Here is a 21,761-nt window from a genome sequence, read left to right on the forward strand (position 1 = left end):
CTTAGTGGGAATGCGGGCTCCGTGTTCCTTCCCGGCGACGAAGGATGTCGATGACCGAAACAATGAGGACGCCTGTATCGAGTGCGGAGACCGTCCGGCAACGATCCGCGAAGCGGCAACCGCCGCGGCTGATCGGCGCCGATGCGCTCAGCACGCTCTTCCGGCCGGTGCGCGCGCACCTCATCGGGTGCGCGGTGCTCTCGGCCCTGGCTTCCGCCGCCGGTTTCGGTCCCTATATCGCGATTGCCGAGCTCGCGCGCGCCGCGCTGGCCGAGGGCAGCCTACCGGCGAGCACTGTCTGGGCGTGGGTCGCGTTCGGGGCCGGTGGCGCCGCCGCACGGTTGGTATTGGTCTTCGCCTCGTCGCGGCTCGGCCATTACGCCGATGCGGAAACTCTGCACCGGATCCGCACCCGGCTGGTCGCCCACCTCGGCGGGGTGCCGCTGGGCTGGTTCCGCTCGGCCGGCTCGGGGCAGATCAAGAAGGCGATGACCGATGATCTGGAGACGATGCACCAGCTCATCGCGCACGCGCTCGGTGAGGTGGTCGGCGCGGCGGCGGCGATCGTGGTCGGGCTCGCATACCTGGCCTCGGTCGACTGGCGGCTGATGCTGGTCACCGGGGGTGTCTTGGTGGTGACCGCGCTGGTCTACCGGATCGCCATGCGCTCGATGACCACGCATCTCACCAACCTGACCGAGGCCGAGGGCTGCATCAATGCGGCAAGTATCGAATACGCCGACGGGATCACGGTGGTCAAAACATTCGGCGCCGGTGGTGCGCTCCTGCGGCGTTTCGACGACGCCGTGCGCGCGTATACCCAGGCGATGCGGGCCTGGGTGAACGAGGTCCGCTACAGCTCCACGATCGATCGGCTGCTCGCTTCCGAGATGAGCGTGCTCGGGGTCGTGCTGATCGTCGGGCTGGGCATGGTGGCGCGGGACGCGCTCACCATGGCAGATCTGCTGCCGTTCCTAGTCGTCGGCATCGGCCTGCCCACATCGCTCACTCCCGCGATCCAGGGTTCGCAGGGTATCCGGCAGGGGCGGATGGCCGCGGGCAATATCGAACGCCTCCTGGCGCTTCCCGCGCTCCCGGAACCGGTGCGGCCGTGCCTCCCCGACGGGTACCGGATCGAATTCGACCGTGTCACTTTCTCCTACGACGGTAAGACCGATGCCGTGACCGGGTTCAGCGCGGTGTGTGAGCCGGGCACGGTGACCGCGCTCGTCGGTCCGTCCGGGTCGGGGAAGTCCACGGTAGCGAGCCTGCTGCCTCGGTTTCACGACGTCACGGACGGTGCCATCAGAATCGGCGGCGCCGATATCCGTGCTATACCGTCGGCGGCGCTGTTGTCGTCGATGTCGCTGGTGTTCCAGGATGTCGTGCTGTTACGCGACACCGTCGCCGCGAATATCCGGATCGGCCGGCCGGAGGCCACCGACTCCGACGTCCGGCGTGCCGCGAAGGCGGCCCAGATCCACGGTGTGATCGAACGGCTTCCTGCGGGCTACGACACCGTACTGGGCGACGGAACGGGCGGGCTCTCCGGCGGGGAGCGGCAGCGGGTCACCATCGCGCGAGCCATCCTGTGCGGCGCCCCGATCGTCGTACTGGACGAGGCCACCGCCGCCATCGACCCGGACAGCGAGGCCGCGGTCCAGCAGGCACTCGCCGAGCTGATGGTCGGCAAAACCGTGCTGGTGATCGCCCACCGGCTGTACACCATCGCCAGCGCCGACCAGATTCTCGTACTCGACCGAGGCGAGGTCGCCGAAGCCGGGACACACCACGAATTGCTTGCCCAAGGGGGACGTTACGCCCGTCTGTGGGTCGCTCAACACGAAGGAGTGCACGCGTGATCCGCCACCTCTACCGGCTGTGGCCGCACCCCGGCACATTGTTGCGACTCGGCGCCCTGCACGCGGTACTAGCCGTACTGCAAGGCCTGCTGCTCGGATTGCTGGTGCCGATCCTGCGCGCCCTGCTGCGCACCGAACCGGACTTCGCCGCAGCGGAACCATGGTTGATCGCGGGTGGCTGTGGACTCGTGGCGTATGCGGCGCTCACCGTGCTCGCCACTCCGGTCGGGTTCGCCGCGAGTATGGAACTGGCTGCCCAACTGCGTCGCCACCTGATGCGGCACGTGACCACGCTGCCGCTCGGCTGGTTCACCGCCGAGAACAAAACCAGGCTCGGCCGCACGATCACCACGTCCGCCGGCGGCGTTGCGCAGCTCACGGTGACGATCGGCGCACCCGCGATCACCAGTGTTCTGGTGCCCGTGACGATCACTGTCGTCACCTTCTTCGTGGACTGGCGGCTGGCCCTGTTCTTCGTGGCCGTCGCGGTGGTCGCGCTCCTCGCGCTGCGCCGCGCCGGACGGATCTCGGCGATCGCCGAGGTCGAACTAGAGCGAGCAGGCATCGAGATCGCGGGCCGGGCAGTCGAATTCGGCCAGGCGCAACCGGTACTGCGCGCTGCTGGCCACAGCCACACCGGCACCGACGCCATGCACAACGCTCTGGCGCAGCACCGCAGCACATACCGGCGTGGGCTGCGCCGTTCGATGCTGCCAGACCTGTCCTTCACCGCCGTCGTCATGGCCGGCTTCGCCGTGATGCTGACACTCGGTGCGGGATTTCTGCTCGACACCACCACAGCCGTCGCCGATACCGTCGCACTACTGGTGCTGGCGGTGCGGTTCCTCGAACCCCTCGGCAACCTGATCGAACTGAACGGGGCGCTGCACGCACTGGACAACAACATCGGCCGGGTCGAAGCCGTTCTGCGCACCCCGGCCCTGCCGGCACCGGCCGATCCGATCGGGCACGTACCCGACGCGACGATCGAGTTCGACGAGGTGACCTTCCGCTACGGCGACACCGTCGCCCTGTCCCGGGTCTCGTTCCGCTGCGAGCCGGGAACCATGACAGCGCTTGTCGGACCATCCGGATCGGGCAAGACGACGGTCACCCGGCTCATCGCCCGCTTCTTCGACACCGACGAAGGTCGGGTACGCGTCGGCGGCATCGACGTGCGCGACTACGACCAAGAAGTACTGCTGAACGAGATCGCGATCGTATTCCAGGACGTCTACCTGTTCGACACGACCATCGAGGAAAACGTCCTCCTCGCCCGGCCCGAGGCAACCCGTGCCGAACTCGCCGAGGCCGCGCGGGCGGCCCGCCTCGACGAGGTCGTCGAGCGGCTCCCCGACGGCTGGCAGACCCGCGTCGGTGAAGGCGGCGCACAGCTCTCCGGCGGAGAACGGCAGCGGGTATCGATCGCCCGCGCCTTCCTCAAACGCGCCCGGATCGTGCTCATCGACGAGGCCACCTCGGCCCTGGACCCGCACAACGAACAGGCGATCGCCGCGGCCGTCGCCGACCTCGCGGCGGACCCGGAGCGCACCCTGGTGGTCATCGCTCACCGCCCGGCCACCCTGGCCGCGGCCGACCGGGTCGTGGCGTTGGTATCCGGGCGGGTTCGCGAGAGCGGCCCCCCGGAAGCGCTGCGGGAGACCGACGGCATATTCGCCCGCCTCGAGAGTCAGTACGCGAGCGCACACAGCTGGCGCGTCACCGCGCCCCGAGTTGCGGGAAGTAACCCGTGATCGCAGCACGGGCCACCGACCTTATTCCGGTGCGGCGGCGGCGACAGCTGCTCCGAAGTCGTCCGAACAGATGAGCGCCATCACGGTCTGCGGGCTCGCAGCGGTGACCAGCTTGCCCTGAGGCAGGTCGGGGAACATGTAGTCCCGCTTGGAGGGGAGGAGGTAGTTCTCCATGTGGAAGGCGGGCTTGAAAATGGTCCAGTGGTCGAAGCCCGCCTGCCGGATGGCGCTTCTCCGGCGACCGAAACACCGTCCGACAGCTCGACGGCGTCGAGGTCGAGGTTCGGTGACGATGCCGAAGAACGGCAACGCGATGATGTAGACCTCGGGGTGTCCGAAGAACCAGAACAGGTGCTGCCACAGCAGGACACCGCCGACGCCGGGGTCGTAGATGTGGCCGCCGAGGTGGCGGTCGTAGGCCAGCGGCCGCAGCTCGATGGTGCCGATCGACCGACCCGACCACACGGGCGGGCGCGGGCTGCTGCTGGTTGCGCAGCTCGCGACCGAGGGAACCGACTGTCGCGAGGGCGGGAAAACCGTGCGGACCGAACTCGACCGGCCCGCCGCTATCCGAACCACCAATGACCGCCACCCGGCGGCCGGGTCGTCTTCGCGCCAAGAGGCAACGAGCCGCGCTCAATCCTGCTGGGTGAGGGCGGCGTTGATTTCGAGTGCTTCGGCGAGTTGGTCTTCGAGGATGATGATCCGGCACGCCGCTTCCAATGGGGTGCCGGAGTCCACGAGTTCGCGGGCGCGGGCGGCGATACGCAGCTGGTATCGGGAGTAGCGGCGGTGCCCGCCGGGGGAGCGTTGCGGGGTGATCAGTTGCGCGTCGTCCAGGGTGCGCAGGAATGCTTGGGTGGTGCCGAGCAGGTCTGCGGCCCGGCCCATGGTGTAGGCGGGGTAGTCGTCATCGTCGAACTTTTCGTTCGCGGTCGTGGGTTCAAAAATCGCGTGGCCTCCATACGCCGAAGTGCCCCGGCGCCTGCGGCGCCGGGGCACTGAAAGGGGGAATTACTTCGTCTTCCGACATGTAACCAATACGTCGGCGATCACCCCGACCACATACTTCATGGGCGACCCGACGGGCAATGCCTCCTCTCTCCTCACGGTGTTACTTCCTCTTCTTTCCATGCAACTTCACTTACTCCCGGCGGGCGGTAGGACTGTTGTATCTGCTGGTCCCGTGGCCGCGCCCGCCGTCCTACCATCACGGGCAGTTCGTCATCTCCCGTGCCGTATGGATACTTCCTTCGCTTCCAACGACACAGAAACTACCGCACCTTACGAGGAATGTCTACAGTGACAGCTGTAGATTTTTTCGGGCGGCCGGACAGGCCCTACATACGGGCCCGAACCCCTGTTCGCCCACTTATCGGAGTCCCGAGTAGCAGAGGGTGGTTGTGCCGGTGGGTTCCAGTGCGGCAGAGACGGGGCAAGCGGTATTCGAAACCGACGACCTCAGTGAGGCCGAAGCCGAGCTGGCCCGGCTCTACGGGGTCGAGATCCGGCTACAGACCGGGACCACCCCGCTGCCGACGCGTACTCGGCTGGCGGTCACCGCGGCAGGCCCGGTCACTTACAGCCGTCACATCTTCGGTTTCGACGCCGGCTACCACAGCCCACCGTCTGGCCGGTTGGCGCTTGCCTGGGTCGGTTCCGGAGCCCTGGAGCTCCACCCCACCGGTGACCGTGAACCCTTGTGGTGCGGGCCCGGCGAGGTGATAGCGCTGGAGGCCCCCGACCACCCCCACCGCGGCGTCGTCCACCACTGCGATCACCAGCTCGTCCTGCTCGACCCCGATATCCTCACCCGGCTCGGCGACCACCCGCCGGGCGGGGGCCCGGTGCGGCTGAACGGCCACCGGCCCCGCACCCCTTCCGCGGGCCGGCGCGTAGCCCAGGCCATCGCGCATCTGGGTGGCCAGGCCCACCGGATGACCGACCACCCGCTGCTGGGGGCCGCGGCCGCGGACTATCTGGCTGCGGTGGTGCTCAGCGCCTTCCCCACCACCATCGACCCCGAACCCGCCGCCACCGATCGCCGCGACGCCCACCCCGCCACCGTGCGGCGCGCCCTGGCCTACATCGAATCCCATGTCCGCGACGAGATCACCGTCGCCGATATCGCCGCCGCGGCGTTCGTCTCGGTCCGGGCACTGCAGCTGGCCTTCCGCCGCCACCTCGACACCACACCGCTGGCCCACCTCAAACGAGTACGCCTCGACGGTGCCCACCAGCAACTACACGCCACGGACCCCACCGACGGGCACACCGTGGCCTCGATCGCCGCGCAATGGGGATTCGCCCACCCCGGCCGCTTCGCCACCACCTACCACCGCGTCTACGGTCACCCACCCGCACACACACTGCACCAGCACCGACCCCCACCACGCGCTGTCGCGTCGGGTTAGGGCCTGCGCAAGACAGTTCCGGCATCGTGGCCTGCCGTGGCCGATTCGCGCGATCCCGCACTGATGTATCTGGTCGAGATCTCCCGTCCCGCGCTCGGTGACGAGAGCCCGTGGTGGGCGACCCGCAATACCGGAACAGCAGACCAGGTCGTGGCGGCGTTGAGGGAACTCGCCGACCGGGTAGCCCGCGACCTACCCTCGATGAGGTCCTGGCGGCCGCGATGCTGGTACCGCTACCTCGTCCGATGGCGCGACGGCAGCATCCTCGACAGCTGCGACGGGATCGCCGCCCCCGAGACAGCGGTACGGGAACAACGACTGACCGCGGCCATCGTGTTCACGGTGACCCGCCCGCACTGAAGACCGCAGCGCACAGAGGACCACGAGGCTACGACGGCTTGCCCGACATCAATTCTTTCCCTTGCGATGACCGGAAGCCACATGGACGGACCAGGTTTCGTGCGCGATAGGCCCCCTGGCGGCGTGAGCCGGGGCTACCATGGCGCTGCCCGGCGGTTGCACGCCGGTTCGACTGCTCTGCGGCGTCGAAGTCGAACCCCCGCGGGCGCGACTTCGCCGCGCCCGCGGTCCGCAGAGCGTGCTACCTGGGAGCCGTCGGGCGGATTCGGTGGGCGGCGCGCGGGCGCAGGGGCGCGCCGCCCACCGGCTCCCGACGACCCCGGTACAGGGCTCGTCTGCCGCGCTATCAGGGACCGGTCAGTGCCGAGGTAGCCCGAGGAAGCGGGGCCGAGCCGGACGTAATCGCACGACCGGCCCCCAAATCCGGTCGTGCGGCTTCCGCGGTCGGCGGCGGCGGGTGAACTTTTCGGAAGGGGCGGCTGCCGACCTGGTCTGCGAAACGTTGGCTGTGGCTTTCCCTGGTGCCGGGTGTTCAGGCCTATTTTTCGGATTCGACGGCGCGTGTGACTGCGCGAGTCACGAATTCGGCCGATCGTCCTGGGTTCCGGTCCGGCGGTTGAGCTGGTCGGTTCGTCTTTCGGAATTGACCTGGTGGGAGACCGAATTCGTTTTTGAACGCGTGAGCGAACGCGAATTCGGATGCACAACCGGAGTCTCGGGCGATGACGGTCAGCGGAGTATCGGTGTCGCGCAGTTCCCGAGCCGCGAGGGTCATTCGCCACCAGGTGAGGTAGGCGATGGGTGGCCGGCCGATGAGGTCGGTGAATCGGCGGGCGAGACCAGCTCGCGAAATCCTGGCGTGCGCAGCGAGTTCGGCGACGGTCCAGCTTTGCCCGGGCGAGCCGTGGATCGCTGAGAGCGCCGCGGCGACGGCTGGGTCGTGTAGCGCGGCCGACCACCCGGTGTCGGTTTGGCGGTCGAGCCAGCCTCGCAGGATGTGTAGCAGTAGCACGTCGAGCAGCGAACGGAGCATGGCATCGTGACCGGGCCGGTCGGCGGCGAGTTCGCTGTCGAGGAGATCGATGATCGCCCCGACCGGGGTATGGCGAGTTTCCGGAGCGGGCAGATAAATGACCTCGGGCAGATCAGCGAGCATCGAATGTGACCGGCTTCGATCGAGAAGGTAGGCACCACACAGCAGCACCGTCTCCGGTCGCGGTTCAGATGCGGGGTCCGGTCGGGACGGTCGCCGGTTCACCCGGCGCAGTGATGTAGCAGCAGGACGTAGCGACGTGGCCGGATCGTCGGCCAGGCCATGGGCGCATCCTCCCGGGAGGAAGACTATGTCGCCCGGCCGCAGCGCGATCGGGGCGCCGGCGGGGGGCAGGAACCAACAGGTGCCTGACAGGACCACATGGAACCCTGCGGCATCGAAGGCGGGAAACTGCCAGCCGAACGGAGCATGATGGCTGACCCGGCCCGAATGAGGCTCACCCCGCTGACGGAGATCACTGTCAGCCACTTCATCACCGGTGCTGCCGGTCTCTCACGCGGATCGCTGCGCTCGGCGTCGGCGACGATGGACGCGATGCGGTCAGGCGGGCTGACCTATGACGACGGTGCCTGGCGTAGCGGGATCCCGACCCGACGCGACCGAATCACGTTGCCCGACGGCCAGTCCGTCGCGATGGCGGCGCTGCCGACATGCGAGGTAGTCACCATCCCCCGACACGTGCAGGTCGAGCATGTCGAAAGCCTGCTGGAGGCAACTTTGAAGGCCGGCCTCGAAACACCCATCACACCGGAGTTGATCGCAGGGCTTCCCGCAGGCCCGACCGAGCTCGACCGCGCCGGGCAGCAATTCACCTACGTGCTCGACGCCGTGGATTACCAGGGGCAGCAGACACGGGGAGTCATCCGAGGCCGAGACACCTACGGAACCACCGCCGTCGCCGTGGTCGAAGCAGCCCGGCGATTGGCGGCAGGCAATACTCCTGCCGGAGTACTCACCCCGGCGCAGGCATTCGATCCCGCCGACTTCCTCGAAACCCTCTCCGGCCACGACCTCAGCTGGACCATCGAGGCGACCTTGACAGTGAAGTGACACAGATGTCATGTCCTCAGCCGAACTTGAACTGTCGCCGCCGCAGTCGGTCGCCGTCAGATGCGCCAAGAAGCCATCGACAGGATCCAGCACCACGTACTGCGCATCCAAACCGTCCACGAATCCGGCCCGCCCTCCGGCGCCGACACCCGCTGAACCCGCACCCCGCCTCCTCCGCACACCATCACTGGAACGTATGGCGAGCGAGGCTACGACCGTCGGCGCGATCTATCCAATCGGCCCCGGCGCGTCGTGGACACCCCGGATAAGCGTGTCGCCACCACCGATGACCAGCACAAACCGGAAACGTCGACTACGTCGAGGACGCCTTTACTGAAACCCTGGGGAACACATATTCGATTATGCTCGGGGAGGTGATCGAAGTCGGCGACCAGGTGCGCATCGGGACCTCCGGTGAGTCGATCTTCGTCGTGCGCGAGGGCGATCCCGACGAAGGGGGTCCGGGGACCGTCTGTCCCGAGCCCTGGACGGTCAATAGCTCGGGTGCCAAGTGCCCTACCGGATGCCTGGAATCCGGAATGTCGGTGGTGCCTGCACTGTTGTGAATCGCGTGCAAATCGTAGAAAAATCGTAGAAGGAGGGGGGAGACCCCGAAGATGCCCAGGTCAACGGTGGGATAGGCTTAATCGGTCATGAAGTCGGTTTTCCCGGGTGCTGTCAGCGGTGTGCCCACGACGGTCTACCTCGATCATGCGGCGACCACACCGATGCTGCCCGCCGCGATCGAGGCGATGAACGCTGCTTTCGCGCTGCCCGGAAATGCTTCCTCACTGCACGGATCGGGCCGGATGGCCCGGCGCATGCTGGAGGAATCGCGGGAATCGATCGCTGCGGATCTGGGCGCGCGTCCCTCCGAGGTCATCCTGACCTCCGGCGGAACAGAGAGCGACAATCTCGCGATCAAGGGCATCTACTGGGCCCGCCGTGACGCCGATCCGCGATGTCACCGGATCCTGGCCGGTGCTACCGAGCATCACGCGGTCCTCGACGCCGTGGAATGGCTGGAACGGCACGAGGGAGCCAGGGTCACCTGGCTGCCTGTGGACGCGGACGGGATCGTGACCCCGGAAACCCTGCGCGCTGCCCTGGCCGAGCACCCCGGCGAGGTGGCGCTGGTCACCGTGATGTGGGCCAACAACGAGATCGGTGCCATCCAGCCGATCCGGGAACTGGCGGAGATCGCGCAGGCGGCGGGCGTGCCCATGCATAGCGACGCGGTCCAGGCCGCGGCGCAGCTGCCCATCGATTTCGCCGCCAGCGGGCTCGCGGCGGCGAGTTTCGCCGGCCACAAGCTGGGTGGGCCGCACGGCGTGGGCGTGCTGTTACTGGGGCGGCAGGTGGGCTGTGTGCCGCTGCTGCACGGCGGCGGACACGAACGGGACCTGCGCTCGGGTACGTCCGATGTCGCGGCGGTGGCCGGGCTGGCCGCGGCATTACGGCAGACGGCGGTCGAGATGCCGGTCCGGGCCGGGGAACTGGCCGCGCTGCGCGACGAGCTGATCGCCGGGGTGTGCCGGGCTGTCCCGGACGCAGTACTCAACGGTCCGTACGACGACCGGCGGCTGCCGGGTAATGCTCATTTCACCTTCCCGGGCTGTGAGGGCGATTCGCTGCTGATGCTGCTGGACGCCGCGGGAATCGAATGTTCGACCGGCTCGGCGTGCACGGCCGGGGTGGCCTCGCCGAGTCATGTCCTGATCGCGATGGGAGTCGGGGCCCGGGAGGCCCGGGGATCGCTACGGTTTTCCCTTGGACACACTTCGCAGCGGTCCGATATCAATGCACTACTGGAAGTGTTGCCGCAGGTGGTGGAACGAGCCAGGGCCGCGGGCCTGGCCGGTGCGAGAGGAGGTGCGTAGCGAATGCGAGTACTCGCCGCGATGAGTGGTGGCGTCGATTCGGCGGTAGCGGCGGCACGGGCCGTCGACGCCGGGCACGAGGTGGTCGGGGTGCATCTGGCGCTGTCGACCGCGCCCGGCGCCCTGCGTACCGGATCACGCGGTTGCTGTTCGAAGGAGGACGCGGGGGACGCCCGCCGGGCCGCCGATGTGCTCGGGATCCCCTTCTACGTCTGGGACTTCGCGGACCGTTTCAAAGAAGACGTGATCGACGATTTCGTCGAGTCCTACGCGGCCGGTGAGACGCCCAACCCCTGCCTGCGCTGCAACGAGAAGATCAAGTTCTCGGCGTTGGCCGATCGGGCCGTGGCGCTCGGCTTCGACGCGGTCGCCACCGGGCACTACGCCCGGCTGTCCGACGGTGTGCTGCGCCGGGCGGTGGACGCGGACAAGGACCAGTCCTATGTGCTGGCGGTGCTGACCGCCGAGCAGCTGTCGCGGGCCGTGTTCCCGGTGGGCGATACCCCGAAACCGCAGATCCGGGCGGAAGCCGCCGAACGGGGGCTGGCCGTCGCCGACAAACCGGACAGCCACGATATCTGCTTCATCCCCTCCGGGGACACCCGCGCCTTCCTCGGCGCGAAGATCGGCATCCGGCCCGGTGCCATCGTGGACTCCGCGGGCGCGGAGCTGGGCCGGCACGAGGGTGTGCACGGGTTCACCATCGGGCAGCGCAAGGGCCTGGGACTGCCCGGCCCCGGCCCCGACGGCAAACCCCGCTACGTGACCGATATCGACCCCGATTCCGGCACCGTACGAGTCGGTTCCGCCGACGATCTGCAGGTGTGGTCGATCGAGGCCGACCGCGCGATCTGGACCAGCGGGGCAGCCCCCGAGGAGCCGCTCGACTGTGTGGTGCAGGTCCGTGCGCACGGCGGAACCGCGCCCGCCACCGCCGAGGCGGTGGGCGACGGGCTCGTGGTGCGTCTGCACGAACCTCTCAGCGGTGTCGCACGGGGCCAGGCCGTGGTCCTGTACCGCCCCGATGCCGCCGGTGACGCGGTGCTCGGCAGCGGCACCATCACCGCGACCGCGCGTACGGCTCCGGCGGGCGTGCCACGATGAATCCGGCGGGTTTCCCGGCCGGAGCGGCCACCGGGGTGGGGTCGTGGCCCGGTACCGATCCCCGGGAAGCCGCGGCGGTGATCGTGGGGGAGCTGACCGGACTGCCGCATCTGGTGGAACTACCGGCCCGCGGGGTGGGCGCGGATATGGTCGGGCGGGTCTCGGCACTGCTGGTGGATATGCGCTTCGACACCACGCCGCGCGGATATCGGCTGGCCGCCCGTCCCGGCTCGGCCTCGCGGCGCGCGAGCGATCTGTTGCGCACCGATCTGGACGCGTTGCAGGAGGCCTGGGAGAACGCCGGGTTGCGTGGGTCGGGCCGGAAGGTGAAGGTCCAGGCCGCCGGGCCGCTGACGCTCGCCGCCCAGGTGGAACTGGCCGGAGGGCATCGGGTACTGACCGACCGGGGCGCCGTACGAGATCTGGCGGAATCGCTGGCCGAGGGCTTGGCGACCCATATCGCCGAGGTCGGATCGCGGCTCGGGGCCGAGGTCGTGCTGCAACTGGACGAACCGTCGCTGGTCGCTGTCCTCGACGGTTCGCTGCGCGGGCCGAGTGTGCTGAACACCATCGCGGCGGTACCGGAGCCCGAGGCGCTGGCGATCCTCGATATCGTGCTCGGACATCAGCAGGTGCCGACCGTGGTGCACAGTTGCGCGAGCCCGCCGCCGCTGGCATTCCTGGGCCGGACCTCGGCGGTCGCGCTGGGGTTCGATCTCGCCGCGGTATCCGGTACCGCGGGCCTGGACGCCCTGGGCGAGGCACTGGACCGGGGTAAACACCTGATCCTCGGACTCGTGCCCACTACGCGGCCGACCCCGCCGGTGACCTGGCGTGAGATCGCCGAACCGGGCGCGCGCCTGGTCGATCGGCTCGGTTTTCCGCGCGCCGAATTGGCACGGCAGGTCACGGTGAGTCCCGCGTGCGGTCTGGCCGAGGCTCCGCTGAGCTGGGCTCGCGACGCCCTCCGTCTGGCCGCGGATACCGCGAGGGCCTTCGCTCAGGATCCGGAGTCGCTCGTCGCGGGGTGATTTCCGCACAGGGTCCGGTCGCAGTGGACGTTGCCGGAGAAGCGGGCAGTACGGAACCGGACCTGCCCGGAGCCCCGCCCGTGCAGCCGAGGTCGGCGCGGACCTCGGGTGGGCGAGTTCCATGGTGACGGCGAGCGTCGACCCCGCGTCTCTGCCGGCGGGTACCCGGTGCCGTCGGCCCGCCCGGGGCCGCCCGGATATGGTTCGGCCCGGTGTTCCGAAGCGGCCGTGCGCGCGGCGAACTTGCCGGGCGACGTGCGGTTACAGTGCTCCTGGAGTGTTGGTGGGCTGGACTACCCTGCGAGATGTGAGTGAGACCGTGAGCCCCGCCGAACGGGACGACACCCCCGCCGAAGCCGCCCCGCCCCCGGCCGCCGGCGAGGAGCGGGTGCGCTGGCAGGAGCTCGCCGAAACGGTGCGCGAGCATCAGTTCCGCTACTACGTGCGGGACGCGCCGATCATTTCCGACGGCGAGTTCGACGCACTGTTCCAGCGGTTGCTGGCGCTGGAGGAGCAGTTTCCGGATCTGCGTACCCCGGATTCGCCGACACAACTGGTGGGCGGTGGGTTCGCCACCGATTTCACCGCGGTGGATCATCTCGAGCGGATGCTCTCGCTGGACAACGCGTTCTCCGAAGCGGATATGCGGGCCTGGGCGGCTCGGGTGGAAGAGGAGACCGGGCCGGATCTGCACTATCTGTGCGAGGTGAAGATCGACGGAGTGGCGTTGAACCTGGTGTACCGCAATGGGAAACTGGAACGCGGCGCGACCCGGGGCGACGGTCGGACCGGCGAGGACGTCACACTCAATGCCCGCACCATCGAGGACATCCCGCGGGAGTTGAACGCCGATACCGAGTTCCCGGTACCGGAACTCCTGGAAGTGCGCGGTGAGGTGTATTTCCGGCTGGAGGATTTCGAAACGCTGAACGCGGCCATCGTGGCCGAGGGCAAACCGCCGTACGCCAACCCGCGCAACACCGCGGCGGGGTCGCTGCGGCAGAAGGACCCGTCGGTCACCGCGCGGCGGCGGTTGCGGATGATCTGTCACGGACTCGGCCGTACCGCGGGATTCACCCCGAAGTCCCAGCACGAGGCCTATCGCGCGTTGCACGCCTGGGGTCTGCCGGTCTCCGCGCACACCAGGCTGGTGCAGGGTGTCGACGCGGTGCTCGAACGGATCTCCTACTGGGCCGAGCACCGCCACGATATCGAGCACGAGATCGACGGGCTGGTGGTGAAGGTCGACGAACTGGCGCTACAGCGCCGGCTCGGTGCCACCTCGCGAGCTCCGCGGTGGGCGATCGCCTACAAGTACCCGCCCGAGGAAGCCACCACCGAACTGCGCGATATCGCGGTGAACGTCGGCCGGACCGGCCGGGTCACCCCCTTCGCGGTGATGGAGCCGGTCGTCATCGCCGGTTCCACGGTCGCCATGGCGACCCTGCACAATGCGGCCGAGGTCGTGCGCAAGGGAGTGCTGATCGGGGATACGGTCACCATCCGTAAGGCCGGGGATGTGATCCCGGAGGTGCTGGGCCCGGTGGTGGATGCCCGCACCGGCGACGAGCGGGCCTTCGTGATGCCGACGCACTGCCCCGAATGCGGAACCGAGCTCGCCTACGAGAAAGAGGGCGACGCCGATATCCGCTGCCCCAATCAGCGAACCTGTCCCGCGCAGCTGCGGGAGCGGGTGTTCCATGTGGCCGGGCGCGGTGCCTTCGATATCGAGGCGCTCGGGTACGAAGCGGCGATCGCGTTGCTGGATGCCGGGGCGATCACCGATGAGGGTGATCTGTTCGATCTCGACGCCGACCGATTACGCAACGTCTCGCTGTTCGTCAACAAGAACGGCAGCCTCTCGGCGAACGGCAACCGGCTGATCACCAATCTCGCCGCCGCCAAGGACCTGCCCCTGTGGCGGGTTCTGGTCGCCCTGTCCATCCGGCATGTCGGACCGACCGCCGCCCGGGCACTCGCTGCCGAATTCGGCAGTCTGGAACGGATCGAACAGGCGTCACTGGAGGAGCTGGCGGCCGCCGAGGGCGTCGGGCCGACCATCGCCACCGCGGTCGCGGAATGGTTCGCCGTCGACTGGCATCGCGCCATCGTGGAGAAATGGCGGGCGGCCGGGGTGCGGATGGAAGACGAGCGCGACGAGTCGATCCCGCGCACGCTGGAAGGTCTGTCCATCGTGGTGACCGGGTCGCTGGAAGGTTTCTCGCGTGACGGCGCGAAGGAGGCGATCCTCTTGCGCGGTGGGAAGGCCGCGGGGTCGGTATCGAAGAAGACCGCGTTCGTGGTGATCGGAGACGCGCCCGGTTCCAAAGCCGCCAAAGCCGAAGAACTCGGTGTTCCGATCCTGGACGAGGACGGGTTCCGTGTCCTGCTCGAATCGGGCCCGGACGCGGTGCGGCCGGCGGCCGCGGCCGGTACCGAACCAGCTGAGTAGCGGCGGCACGTCCGGGACACGACCGGAGTCCCGGTCCTGCGGCACCGGGGCCGGACACGGCAGGATGGCGGGATGTTGCGCAGTTTTCGGGTGTCCAACCACAAATCGCTGGCCGATCTTCAGGAATTGCGGTTGACCCGCGGCGCCGCCGCACCGGTCGCGGTGCCGGTGACCGCGGTGCACGGCGGCCCGGCCGCCGGTAAATCGAATCTGGTCGATGCCGTGGGCCATATGCGGGACGCGGTACTGAACTCGGTGACCGGCTGGGACCCCTACGCCGGTCCGGTACGGTTCCCGCACCTCGCGTTCCCGGGCCGGCCCACCGACTTCGAGGCGGTTTTCATCGCCGAAGGTATTCCCTACACCTATGGTTTCCGGTTGGACGCTGCCGATGTCGCGGCCGAATGGCTCTACAGCCATCCGCGATCCCGTAAGCGGATCGTCTTCGAACGCGAGGGGGAGGCCGTCCGGATCGGGCCGATATTCGAACCGGCGCGATTCGGGATCACCGCACTGATCTCGCTGGTGCGGCCGAACGCGCTGCTGCTGAGCCTGGCGGGCCAGATGTATTCGGAGGCGCTGGTGCCGGCCTACCGGTGGTTCGAGACCATGCTCGAGGTGCTGGCCGGGGGTGCCGATATCGAAGCGACCGAGCTGCGACTGGGCTCGCATCTGTCCCGGTCCACCGAGAACGCCGCCCGTCTGCTGACCCTGCTGCAGTCCGCGGATCTCGGGATCACCGATCTGCTCATCGCGCAGAACGATCCCGGCTACGCCGACTATCTGCGCGACCTCGACGCCGATATCGCCATCCTGGGCGAACAGACCGAGCGGGCGGCGGTATCGGCGGGCTATGCCGCGCAGCTGGAGCAGGACAGTGGTTTGAACGCCACCCAGCTGGCTCGCGAACTGACCAATATGCGCAATGCCCGCGACGCGCTCTACTCCCGGATGGTGGTGCGGCGCGGTGTCGGTCTGCGGCTGGTGCACACCGGCGTGGAGCCGGTTTTCACACTGGCCGAGGAATCCTCGGCCACGCAGGCCCTGTTGCGCTTGCTACCGGTATTGCTCGACGCTCTCGACGCGGGAAAAGTGCTCGTGGTCGACGATATCGGTGCGCAACTGACGGTGGAGGAGACCGACCGTCTCGTGCAGCTGTTCCAGAATCCGGAAACCAATACGCGTGGTGCGCAACTGGTGTACACCACGGGGAACCGGGCGTTGATGGATCGGGGCAACGGCCGTTCCGCGCGAACCCGCAGCACTGTCTGGACCGTGCGGCGCTCCGACGCCGGTACCAGCACACTCACGGTGTCCTGACTACACGGAACCCGGCCGCCGCGGCAGCGGCGGCCGGGTTTCCGGTCTACTTGCTGGGTTCCGGAAGAGTGCATCCCATCTTCGGATTGAGGCCGACATAGTTGAGCGGACCGGCCACCACGGTCACCGCCAGCGTCGCGAAGTGGGAGCACTGCTCCGGTGGATCATTGAAGTAACCCCGTTGCCACGCGGCGATGATCCCCGCCACGAACCAGACCAGTACTACGAGGCTTGCTATTCGGCTACCCATTGCACCTGCTCGAATCGAAGATTCCGGCATGACGATCGCTTCCTTCCATGTCCGGTGGAAGTGAAATACCCCGTCCCGCACGACTCATGCGCGGGGTGGCCCGTCTCGCAGAAGTGGGGGTCACCGGGCGTGTCGACCGAATTTTCGCCGACGCAGGGTCATTCGGGGCGGAGAAGTAATCGGTGCGAGCTCGGCGCGGGCCGAGTAGCGGCCGGGAAGCGTCGGGCGCGGGAGACGGCCACGTCGCGACGTGCTGCTGCGCAGCCGCCGGTCCGGAGAGCGTCGGCGGCCGCGGTTCCGCCGCGGGGCTCTAGCATGGTGGAGTGTTCGAACTGGCGATGCTGGCGATCATGGTGGCCGCACTGGCGGGAATGCTCGTCCTGGTTTTCCGGGGGCGGCGGGGTGGAAGCATGCCCACGGACGCGGAGATCGGTTCGCTCTACCTGACCGGAGTGAGCCCGCGACCCGAGGCGATGGGCGAACAATTCGTCACCGTCACCGGGAATCTGTCCGGGCCGTCCGAGCCGGGGAAGGTCGTCTACGGGCGGATGGTCTGGGATGCCGCCTACTGGCCTTCGGTCGGGGATACGCTGACCGTCGCCTACCCGCCGGGTAAACCGGACCGGTGGCGGATCGTCGAACTCGGCACCGGGCAGTAGCGCCCGCGCTCCGGTTCCGGTTCGCCGGGGGACGGTCAGCCCAGAACGGTGGCGACGATCCCGGCGAGGTAGCCCAGGCGGGCGATCTCGGACGGGCGGAAATCCGGTCCGCCGGGGCGGCCGAGCAACAGCGCCTTGCTGGACGGGCCGAGTGGTGCCGCCGCCAGTTTGGTGTCCATATCGCGCCAGATTTCGGGAACCCAGTCGGCATTGCCGTCGAGCGCGGTCGGTTTCTGCAGCGGCATCCACGGCACCGACGCCGCCTGGGTCTGCGGCGCGCTCGGACTACCCACCACGCGGTACGCGCCGTGGGTGCCCATATCGAGAACTGTGCTCCAGCCGACCCGCAGGACGCGCGGTGCCCCGTCGACCAGCACTTGTAACCGATCGTCACGGGCATTGGCCACATTGTCGATGAGTTCGAGTTCCCGATGAGTATCGAGCACCCCGGAATAGGGCCGGATGGAATCGACCCGCACATCGCCGAGCGATTCCGCGGCGGTGATGAGGGTGTCCGGAAGTGCGTTCGGGGCGATCTCGACCACCAGATCGTCGACAGCGAACCCCGCGCCGCGCTCGACCACGTCCAGCGAAAGAATATCGGCGCCGACGGTTCCCAGCGCTACAGCTAGTGACCCGAGGCTTCCCGGACGATCCGGAAGTTGCACGCGGAGCAGATATGACACGTGCGTTTCCCTTTCCTTCTGCGGCCGAGGCTCTCAACGGATACCCGGTCTGCCCATCCTTACACCCATTATCGAGGGTTATCGACTCGAATTGTGCGCGCAGACGGGACCGTACAGGTGACGAATGGTGTGAAATGTGTAACTTTCGGATATGTCCACAGGTTTGCGGGTATCGCCGCGGCCTGACGACCGGGGGTTCCGTGGCGCGTCCACGGACCGCCGAAGACCGCCCACGCGGGCTGCCGGGCGACCCCGTCCGGCCACACCATTAGGCTGTTCGGTGCTTGTGATCCGCAGTCCGAACTATCGCCGAAAGGGGTCCGCGGTGACCGCCATCTCCCGCGACGAGGTCGCACACCTCGCCCGGCTGTCCAGGCTCGCCCTGTCCGAAAACGAACTCGATCAGTTCGCCGGACAGTTGGATTCGATCCTCAGCCATGTGCGGACCATCTCCGAGGTGGCCGCCGCCGATGTACCGGCCACCGCGTCGCCGGATCCGGTGACGAACGTGACCCGCCCCGACGAGGTCCGGCCCGGGCTCACGCCCGGGCAGGCGCTGTCCGGGGCACCCGCCGCCGAGGACCAGCGTTTCCTGGTTCCGCAGATCCTGGGAGAGGGCGAATGAGCGCGAGTGAGCTGACCAGGCTCGGCGCGGCCGATCTCGCGGCGCGTATCCACGGTGGCGAGGTGTCCTCGGTGGAGGTGACCCGGGCGCATCTGGACCGGATCGCCGAGGTCGACGGCGAATACCACGCCTTCCTGCATGTCGCGGGGGAGCAGGCGCTCGCCGCGGCGGCCGAGGTGGATACCGCGCTCAGTGCCGGACAGCCCCCGGCGTCGCCGCTGGCCGGGGTGCCGCTGGCACTCAAGGACGTGTTCACCACGACCGATATGCCCACCACCTGCGCGTCGAAGATCCTCGAGGACTGGGTGGCGCCCTACGACGCCACGCTGACCACCCGCTTGCGCGCCGCCGGTATCCCGATTCTCGGTAAGACCAATATGGACGAGTTCGCGATGGGCTCGTCCACCGAGAACTCCGCCTACGGGCCCACCCGCAACCCGTGGGACACCACCCGTATCCCCGGTGGCTCCGGCGGCGGTTCGGCGGCGGCCCTGGCGTCGTATCAGGCGCCGCTGGCGATCGGCACCGATACCGGTGGTTCGATCCGGCAGCCGGCCGCGGTCACCGCGACCGTCGGCACCAAACCCACCTACGGGACCGTATCCCGGTACGGGCTCGTCGCCTGTGCTTCCTCGCTCGACCAGGGTGGCCCGTGCGGGCGGACGGTGCTGGACACCGCGCTGCTGCACGAGGTGATCGCCGGGCACGATCCGCGCGATTCCACCTCCCGTGATGTGGCGGTTCCGGCGGTGGTCGACGCCGCCCGCCTGGGAGCGAGCGGTGATCTGCGCGGGGTGAAGGTCGGCGTGGTGAAGGAACTGCACTCCGACAGCTACCAGCAGGGTGTGCTCGCGTCGTTCGATGCCGCGGTGGGAGTGCTGAAGGATCTCGGCGCCGAAGTGGTCGAGGTGTCCTGCCCGCATTTCGAATACGCGCTGGCCTCCTACTACCTGATCCTGCCCAGCGAGGTCTCGTCCAACCTGGCCCGTTTCGATGCCATGCGCTACGGGCTGCGGGTCGGCGACGACGGCAGCCACAGTGCCGAGCAGGTCATGGCCGCGACACGGGCCGCCGGATTCGGCCCGGAGGTCAAACGGCGGATCATGATCGGCACCTACGCGCTGTCGGCGGGGTACTACGACGAGTACTACGGGCAAGCGCTCAAAGTACGCACCCTGATCGCGCGTGATTTCGACAAGGCCTACGAGCAGGTCGACGTGCTGGTTTCGCCGACCAGCCCGTTCACGCCGTGGAAGCTGGGCGAGAAGGTAGACGATCCGCTGGCCATGTACCTGTCGGACCTGTGCACGCTGCCCACCAACCTGGCCGGGCATCCGGCCATGTCGGTACCGTCGGGACTGAGCCGCGACGACGGGATGCCGGTGGGCTTGCAGATCATGGCGCCCGCGCTGGCCGACGACCGGTTGTACCGGGTCGGCGCGGCCTACGAGGCGGCGCGCGGCGATATCGTCTGACGCGCACCCGCGCACCCGCCGGTGATTCGGCGGTGCTCCAGTGCGAAGCATCCGATGGCGGTGATCCTGGAACGGGTCGCCGCCGTCGGCGTCTCCGGGCTGCGGGGTATCGCCTGACGCGGTTCGCCCCGGTCGACGGGCAGCCCGGCACGGGTCCACCGATATCCGGGGCACGAGAACCTCCCGGCGTATCGGCCGAATCGCGTGCCGGCCCGGCGGCGTCGGCTGGTTCGCCGGGTCAGCTCGAGTGCAGGCGCGCGGCTTCCTGCTCGACCGCGGTCGTCATCGCGGGGAATCCCCGTTCGAATCCACGGCCGAACAGCAGGCCGACCAGCGGGGCCAGCCAGCCGTCGAGTTCGAAATGGGATTCGTAGCGAGTGCGGTCACCGGTCAACGGGGTCAGGGTGTGTGCGCGTTTGCTGCGCAGCGCGCCGAGCGGGATCGGCTTCATGGAGTAGGTGAACTCCTGACCCGGCGTCACGCTGCGGATCCATTCGCGCATCCGGATCGGCCGGGGCGCGAGCTGCTGGACCGTCATATCGATCGGCGCGCCCACTGTGAGATCCGCCCGGCATCGGCTGATGAACGGATTCCAGTCGCCATACCGGTCGAAATCGGTGAGTACCGACCACACCACCTCGGCGGGGGCATCCACCTCGACCACGTCGTCCACTACAAGCACGCCCCCAAATTAGAACGTGTTTCAAGTGTGGTCAACCGCAGTCAGCCGGTGCGTGTCGGCTGGGTATGCGAGGGCGACGGCAACAGGTGCAGGCCCGCCGGAAGTGCCGGTTCGGCCGCGGTGCCCGTCGGTCGGTTCAGGAAACCGGGCAACCATCGGGCGCGCGGTAGCAGCAGACCCGGCACCGCCGGGCGTGGCAGAGCCGGGACGCGGCCGGGCCGGACCGGCCCGACCGGGACAGGGCGATCCGGGCCGGTCGTGCGCCGGATACGCCGGTTCAACCGCCGGATACCGAAGACCAGCGCGGCCATGGCTGCCAGCCCGAGTGCCACCGCGCGCAACAACCAGGGCCGGGTCGGATGCTCGGTGGCGGCATGGGCCGCCACCTGACTGAACGTCTCCACTACTGGGACCCCGTAGTGCTGCCGCCGGGAATTCAGTTCCACCGCCGCCGCCGCGATTCCGGCCAGCGTGTCGCAGCGGGTGCGCACCACCGGCTCGGTATGCGTTTCGCAGGCCTGGTGCAGCCGGACGCTCAGGGTCCGGTCCAGCGCCTGGCGGGCCCACGGTCCGAGCGGGGCGCCGGTGCGTCCGGCGTAGCGGAGCAGGTCGTACCCCAGGTCGTGCGCCATACAGGCCGTATCGAACTCCGGCGGTAATTCGACCGGAGACGAGCAGCCGCCGTCCGGCGCCACGAGCACACCCTGCCGGACGGCCGGCTCGTAGCCGGTGTACGTCGCGAAATCCCGCGGTATGGCCGCTGCCGCGTCCGTGACCGCATCACCGGAAGTCAGATCCACCACCGCCAGTCCGGCGGGCGCCGCGACCGAACCGTCGATACCGACGGCCTCGGAGGTCGGCGCCGGTACTGCGGTGATCACCAAGCCGAACAGCGCGGCGCCGGTGAACGCAGGCAGCGATACACGCCGGAACCGGCGCCGCGGCCGGCGCGGGTGGTCGATGCGGGGTGAAGCCATGATGGGACACCTTAAGCGGTACACGGCTATGGGTACGCACGGCAGGTATCGGTCCCGGTGACCGACGTCACCGGGGTGGCCGCCCGCATCCGACCGGCAAACGGGCCGACCGAAGCAGGCGCCGCC

Annotated in this window: 20 protein-coding genes and 1 pseudogene; 14 read left to right on the top strand and 7 right to left on the bottom strand. The window is 68.4% G+C overall.

Annotation, left to right across the window (positions count from 1 at the left end; genetic code table 11):
- Positions 1–50: 50 nt before the first annotated feature.
- Both IEY68_RS29965 and IEY68_RS29970 read left to right on the top strand, forming a co-directional pair.
- Positions 51–1,862: an ABC transporter ATP-binding protein gene (locus tag IEY68_RS29965; RefSeq protein ID WP_229719125.1), complete on the top strand. Its 1,812-nt coding sequence runs from the start codon at positions 51–53 to the stop codon at positions 1,860–1,862.
- The gene (locus tag IEY68_RS29970) at positions 1,859–3,616 is read left to right on the top strand and encodes an ABC transporter ATP-binding protein (protein ID WP_058854992.1); all 1,758 of its coding nucleotides are present in this window, start codon (positions 1,859–1,861) and stop codon (positions 3,614–3,616) included. The genes IEY68_RS29965 and IEY68_RS29970 overlap by 4 nt, the downstream gene beginning before the upstream one ends.
- A gap of 21 nt (positions 3,617–3,637) precedes the next feature.
- On the opposite strand, the pseudogene IEY68_RS36515 reads toward IEY68_RS29970, so the two are convergent.
- Both IEY68_RS36515 and IEY68_RS29980 read right to left on the bottom strand, forming a co-directional pair.
- Positions 3,638–4,057 (bottom strand): annotated as a pseudogene (locus IEY68_RS36515) (cbb3-type cytochrome c oxidase subunit I); the annotation flags it as partial.
- 195 nt (positions 4,058–4,252) lie between these two features.
- Positions 4,253–4,507, bottom strand: coding sequence for a MerR family transcriptional regulator (locus tag IEY68_RS29980; protein ID WP_058854994.1), 255 nt, complete (start codon positions 4,505–4,507; stop codon positions 4,253–4,255).
- A gap of 518 nt (positions 4,508–5,025) precedes the next feature.
- Between IEY68_RS29980 and IEY68_RS29985 the strand changes: the two genes are divergently transcribed.
- Entirely contained in the window at positions 5,026–6,030 is a 1,005-nt protein-coding gene (locus tag IEY68_RS29985; protein WP_063916450.1) for a helix-turn-helix transcriptional regulator, read from the top strand.
- 36 nt (positions 6,031–6,066) lie between these two features.
- Positions 6,067–6,390, top strand: coding sequence for a hypothetical protein (locus IEY68_RS29990; protein ID WP_058854996.1), 324 nt, complete (start codon positions 6,067–6,069; stop codon positions 6,388–6,390).
- 538 nt (positions 6,391–6,928) lie between these two features.
- Here the strand turns inward: IEY68_RS29990 and IEY68_RS29995 are convergent.
- Positions 6,929–7,912: an AraC family transcriptional regulator gene (locus IEY68_RS29995; RefSeq protein WP_063916446.1), complete on the bottom strand. Its 984-nt coding sequence runs from the start codon at positions 7,910–7,912 to the stop codon at positions 6,929–6,931.
- On the opposite strand from IEY68_RS29995, the gene IEY68_RS30000 reads away from it, so the two are divergent.
- The 7 genes from IEY68_RS30000 to IEY68_RS30030 all read left to right on the top strand — a co-directional run bounded on the left by IEY68_RS30000 (position 7,856) and on the right by IEY68_RS30030 (position 16,281).
- A complete protein-coding gene (locus IEY68_RS30000) occupies positions 7,856–8,494 on the top strand; it encodes a saccharopine dehydrogenase family protein (RefSeq protein ID WP_189094561.1) in 639 nt (212 codons plus the stop codon). The two genes, IEY68_RS29995 and IEY68_RS30000, sit on opposite strands and share 57 nt — an antisense overlap.
- 374 nt (positions 8,495–8,868) lie before the next feature.
- Positions 8,869–9,060 (top strand): hypothetical protein, encoded by a 192-nt coding sequence (locus IEY68_RS30005; protein WP_156426196.1) that lies wholly within the window; start codon positions 8,869–8,871, stop codon positions 9,058–9,060.
- An 87-nt stretch (positions 9,061–9,147) separates the two neighbouring features.
- Positions 9,148–10,374 (top strand): cysteine desulfurase family protein, encoded by a 1,227-nt coding sequence (locus IEY68_RS30010; protein WP_058854999.1) that lies wholly within the window; start codon positions 9,148–9,150, stop codon positions 10,372–10,374.
- Between the two features lie 3 nt (positions 10,375–10,377).
- On the top strand, positions 10,378–11,478 hold the full coding sequence (gene mnmA / locus IEY68_RS30015) for a tRNA 2-thiouridine(34) synthase MnmA (protein WP_058855000.1): 1,101 nt from the start codon (positions 10,378–10,380) through the stop codon (positions 11,476–11,478).
- The gene (locus IEY68_RS30020) at positions 11,475–12,509 is read left to right on the top strand and encodes a methionine synthase (protein WP_058855001.1); all 1,035 of its coding nucleotides are present in this window, start codon (positions 11,475–11,477) and stop codon (positions 12,507–12,509) included. Before mnmA ends, IEY68_RS30020 begins: the two co-directional genes overlap by 4 nt.
- Positions 12,510–12,816: 307 nt before the next feature.
- Positions 12,817–14,961, top strand: coding sequence for an NAD-dependent DNA ligase LigA (ligA, locus tag IEY68_RS30025; RefSeq protein ID WP_058855002.1), 2,145 nt, complete (start codon positions 12,817–12,819; stop codon positions 14,959–14,961).
- A gap of 72 nt (positions 14,962–15,033) precedes the next feature.
- On the top strand, positions 15,034–16,281 hold the full coding sequence (locus tag IEY68_RS30030) for an AAA family ATPase (protein WP_058855003.1): 1,248 nt from the start codon (positions 15,034–15,036) through the stop codon (positions 16,279–16,281).
- Between the two features lie 46 nt (positions 16,282–16,327).
- On the opposite strand, the gene IEY68_RS30035 is transcribed toward IEY68_RS30030, so the two are convergent.
- A complete protein-coding gene (locus IEY68_RS30035) occupies positions 16,328–16,531 on the bottom strand; it encodes a hypothetical protein (protein WP_156426197.1) in 204 nt (67 codons plus the stop codon).
- Positions 16,532–16,854: 323 nt separating this feature from the next.
- Here IEY68_RS30035 and IEY68_RS30040 point away from each other — a divergent pair, with 323 nt between their 5' ends.
- A complete protein-coding gene (locus IEY68_RS30040; RefSeq protein ID WP_063916445.1) occupies positions 16,855–17,190 on the top strand; it encodes a hypothetical protein in 336 nt (111 codons plus the stop codon).
- A 35-nt stretch (positions 17,191–17,225) separates the two neighbouring features.
- Here IEY68_RS30040 and IEY68_RS30045 read toward each other — a convergent pair whose 3' ends face one another.
- The gene (locus IEY68_RS30045; RefSeq protein ID WP_058855005.1) at positions 17,226–17,876 is read right to left on the bottom strand and encodes an ACT domain-containing protein; all 651 of its coding nucleotides are present in this window, start codon (positions 17,874–17,876) and stop codon (positions 17,226–17,228) included.
- Positions 17,877–18,201: 325 nt separating this feature from the next.
- Here IEY68_RS30045 and gatC point away from each other — a divergent pair, with 325 nt between their 5' ends.
- Both gatC and gatA read left to right on the top strand, forming a co-directional pair.
- Complete coding sequence (gene gatC, locus IEY68_RS30050; protein ID WP_058855006.1) at positions 18,202–18,501, top strand: Asp-tRNA(Asn)/Glu-tRNA(Gln) amidotransferase subunit GatC; 300 nt, start codon at positions 18,202–18,204, stop codon at positions 18,499–18,501.
- Positions 18,498–19,976: an Asp-tRNA(Asn)/Glu-tRNA(Gln) amidotransferase subunit GatA gene (gene gatA / locus IEY68_RS30055; protein WP_058855007.1), complete on the top strand. Its 1,479-nt coding sequence runs from the start codon at positions 18,498–18,500 to the stop codon at positions 19,974–19,976. Before gatC ends, gatA begins: the two co-directional genes overlap by 4 nt.
- Before the next feature lie 238 nt (positions 19,977–20,214).
- Here the strand turns inward: gatA and IEY68_RS30060 are convergent, their stop codons facing one another.
- Entirely contained in the window at positions 20,215–20,658 is a 444-nt protein-coding gene (locus tag IEY68_RS30060; RefSeq protein ID WP_058855008.1) for an SRPBCC domain-containing protein, read from the bottom strand.
- A gap of 41 nt (positions 20,659–20,699) precedes the next feature.
- Complete coding sequence (locus tag IEY68_RS30065) at positions 20,700–21,635, bottom strand: hypothetical protein (protein WP_058855009.1); 936 nt, start codon at positions 21,633–21,635, stop codon at positions 20,700–20,702.
- Between the last annotated feature and the right edge of the window lie 126 nt (positions 21,636–21,761).

Source organism: Nocardia jinanensis, assembly GCF_014645735.1.
Classification (GTDB): Bacteria; Actinomycetota; Actinomycetes; order Mycobacteriales; family Mycobacteriaceae; genus Nocardia; species Nocardia jinanensis.

What these genes read in the sequence shown, in the direction of transcription:
- IEY68_RS29965 (WP_229719125.1), top strand. Translation starts at nt 51, where the DNA reads ATGACCGAAACAATGAGGACGCCTGTATCGAGTGCGGAGACCGTCCGG.
- IEY68_RS29980 (WP_058854994.1), bottom strand. Translation starts at nt 4,507, where the DNA reads ATGGGCCGGGCCGCAGACCTGCTCGGCACCACCCAAGCATTCCTGCGC.
- IEY68_RS30000 (WP_189094561.1), top strand. Translation starts at nt 7,856, where the DNA reads ATGGCTGACCCGGCCCGAATGAGGCTCACCCCGCTGACGGAGATCACT.
- IEY68_RS30010 (WP_058854999.1), top strand. Translation starts at nt 9,148, where the DNA reads ATGAAGTCGGTTTTCCCGGGTGCTGTCAGCGGTGTGCCCACGACGGTC.
- mnmA (WP_058855000.1), top strand. Translation starts at nt 10,378, where the DNA reads ATGCGAGTACTCGCCGCGATGAGTGGTGGCGTCGATTCGGCGGTAGCG.
- IEY68_RS30020 (WP_058855001.1), top strand. Translation starts at nt 11,475, where the DNA reads ATGAATCCGGCGGGTTTCCCGGCCGGAGCGGCCACCGGGGTGGGGTCG.
- IEY68_RS30030 (WP_058855003.1), top strand. Translation starts at nt 15,034, where the DNA reads ATGTTGCGCAGTTTTCGGGTGTCCAACCACAAATCGCTGGCCGATCTT.
- IEY68_RS30035 (WP_156426197.1), bottom strand. Translation starts at nt 16,531, where the DNA reads ATGGGTAGCCGAATAGCAAGCCTCGTAGTACTGGTCTGGTTCGTGGCG.
- gatA (WP_058855007.1), top strand. Translation starts at nt 18,498, where the DNA reads ATGAGCGCGAGTGAGCTGACCAGGCTCGGCGCGGCCGATCTCGCGGCG.
- IEY68_RS30065 (WP_058855009.1), bottom strand. Translation starts at nt 21,635, where the DNA reads ATGGCTTCACCCCGCATCGACCACCCGCGCCGGCCGCGGCGCCGGTTC.